This window comes from Listeria rocourtiae FSL F6-920 (genome assembly GCF_000525975.1).
Taxonomy (GTDB): domain Bacteria; phylum Bacillota; class Bacilli; order Lactobacillales; family Listeriaceae; genus Listeria_A; species Listeria_A rocourtiae.
Genome location: NZ_AODK01000088.1, coordinates 1 through 1635, shown reverse-complemented (window position 1 = coordinate 1635; position 1635 = coordinate 1). Strand labels below are relative to the sequence as shown.

Genomic DNA, 1635 nt, shown 5'->3' with positions numbered 1-1635 from the left:
GCCGATGGGTAGTAGGGGGCTTCCCCTGTGAGAGTAGGTCGTCGCCGGGCAATGTATTATTCCACAGTAGCTCAGTTGGTAGAGCAATCGGCTGTTAACCGATCGGTCGCAAGTTCGAGTCTTGCCTGTGGAGCCATTATGGAGAGCTGTCCGAGTGGCCGAAGGAGCACGATTGGAAATCGTGTAGGCGGTGAAAACTGTCTCAAGGGTTCAAATCCCTTGCTCTCCGTTCTCTATAATTTTTATCCTGGCCCGTTGGTCAAGCGGTTAAGACACCGCCCTTTCACGGCGGTAACACGGGTTCGAATCCCGTACGGGTCATTTATTTATATGGGGCTTAGCTCAGCTGGGAGAGCATCTGCCTTACAAGCAGAGGGTCAGCGGTTCGATCCCGTTAGCCCCCACCATATATTATTGTCGCGGGGTGGAGCAGTCTGGTAGCTCGTCGGGCTCATAACCCGAAGGTCGCAGGTTCAAATCCTGTCCCCGCAATTAAAATTTTATATTTTAAATATTTCTAGTAGTGGTTCCGTGGTGTAGGGGTTAACATGCCTGCCTGTCACGCAGGAGATCGCGGGTTCAAATCCCGTCGGGACCGCCATTATGGCTTGGTAGCTCAGTTGGTAGAGCACTTGATTGAAGCTCAAGGTGTCGGCAGTTCGATTCTGTCCCAAGCCACCTTGATATTTTGGAGGGGTAGCGAAGTGGCTAAACGCGGCGGACTGTAAATCCGCTCCTTCGGGTTCGGCAGTTCGAATCTGCCCCCCTCCACCATTCTTAGGGGCATAGTTTAAAGGTAGAACTAAGGTCTCCAAAACCTTCAGTGTGGGTTCGATTCCTACTGCCCCTGCCAAAAGTAAATTTAATAGTGGCGGATGTGGCGAAGTGGTTAACGCACCTGATTGTGGTTCAGGCATTCGTGGGTTCGATTCCCATCATCCGCCCCATTTTTTAACGATGGGCTATAGCCAAGCGGTAAGGCAACGGATTTTGATTCCGTCATGCGCTGGTTCGAATCCAGCTAGCCCAGTTTTTTGCGGAAGTAGTTCAGTGGTAGAACATCACCTTGCCAAGGTGGGGGTCGCGGGTTCGAACCCCGTCTTCCGCTTGTATGGTATGGCGCCATAGCCAAGTGGTAAGGCAGAGGTCTGCAAAACCTTTATCACCGGTTCAAATCCGGTTGGCGCCTTAATTGAAATTTATTTGAAATTACAGTATAATATTTGTATTATGCCGGCGTGGCGGAATTGGCAGACGCGCTGGACTCAAAATCCAGTGATCTCACGATCGTGCCGGTTCGACCCCGGCCGCCGGTATCAAGAGAGAAGTCGCAACAAAGGTCTTCTTAAATAAAAAAACGTATTAAAAATCTATGATTAGATTTCTAATACGTTTTTTTTTATTGTTTAAGCATGTTCACACGAAGCGCTGTATATTAGTCAATCATTACTTATTTCCACAATATATTCAGTCGATAGATTTCATGTCTCTGTATAAGCCAAATCCATTTCCTCATAGCACTAGTTTTTCAGAATTTATATCGAACGAAAGAGAATAAACATTTTGTATTTTAGTTATATTTATTTCTTTAAAAGAATATTCTTTCTTTAATGTGTGATAAAAAAATTTGTATAG

The 1635-nt window shown here is 46.5% G+C and carries 13 tRNA genes; all 13 read left to right on the top strand.

From position 1 onward, the window contains the following. The first annotated feature begins 60 nt into the window (after positions 1 to 60). The 13 genes from PROCOU_RS15900 to PROCOU_RS15835 all read left to right on the top strand — a co-directional run bounded on the left by PROCOU_RS15900 (position 61) and on the right by PROCOU_RS15835 (position 1316). Positions 61 to 136 (top strand) — tRNA-Asn (locus PROCOU_RS15900). 4 nt (positions 137 to 140) lie between these two features. After that, positions 141 to 229: transfer RNA gene (locus PROCOU_RS15895), tRNA-Ser, on the top strand. A gap of 20 nt (positions 230 to 249) precedes the next feature. Further along, positions 250 to 321, top strand: a tRNA-Glu gene (locus PROCOU_RS15890). A 97-nt stretch (positions 322 to 418) separates the two neighbouring features. Beyond that, positions 419 to 492: transfer RNA gene (locus PROCOU_RS15880), tRNA-Met, on the top strand. 33 nt (positions 493 to 525) lie between these two features. Beyond that, positions 526 to 601, top strand: a tRNA-Asp gene (locus PROCOU_RS15875). Between the two features lie 4 nt (positions 602 to 605). Then, positions 606 to 678 (top strand) — tRNA-Phe (locus PROCOU_RS15870). Positions 679 to 690: 12 nt separating this feature from the next. Beyond that, a tRNA-Tyr gene (locus tag PROCOU_RS15865) sits at positions 691 to 774 on the top strand. Positions 775 to 779: 5 nt separating this feature from the next. Beyond that, positions 780 to 853, top strand: a tRNA-Trp gene (locus PROCOU_RS15860). A gap of 18 nt (positions 854 to 871) precedes the next feature. Continuing rightward, positions 872 to 947 (top strand) — tRNA-His (locus PROCOU_RS15855). An 11-nt stretch (positions 948 to 958) separates the two neighbouring features. Beyond that, positions 959 to 1030 (top strand) — tRNA-Gln (locus PROCOU_RS15850). A gap of 6 nt (positions 1031 to 1036) precedes the next feature. Continuing rightward, positions 1037 to 1108: transfer RNA gene (locus PROCOU_RS15845), tRNA-Gly, on the top strand. A gap of 10 nt (positions 1109 to 1118) precedes the next feature. Continuing rightward, positions 1119 to 1189, top strand: a tRNA-Cys gene (locus PROCOU_RS15840). Between the two features lie 43 nt (positions 1190 to 1232). Continuing rightward, positions 1233 to 1316: transfer RNA gene (locus PROCOU_RS15835), tRNA-Leu, on the top strand. Positions 1317 to 1635 lie beyond the last annotated feature (319 nt).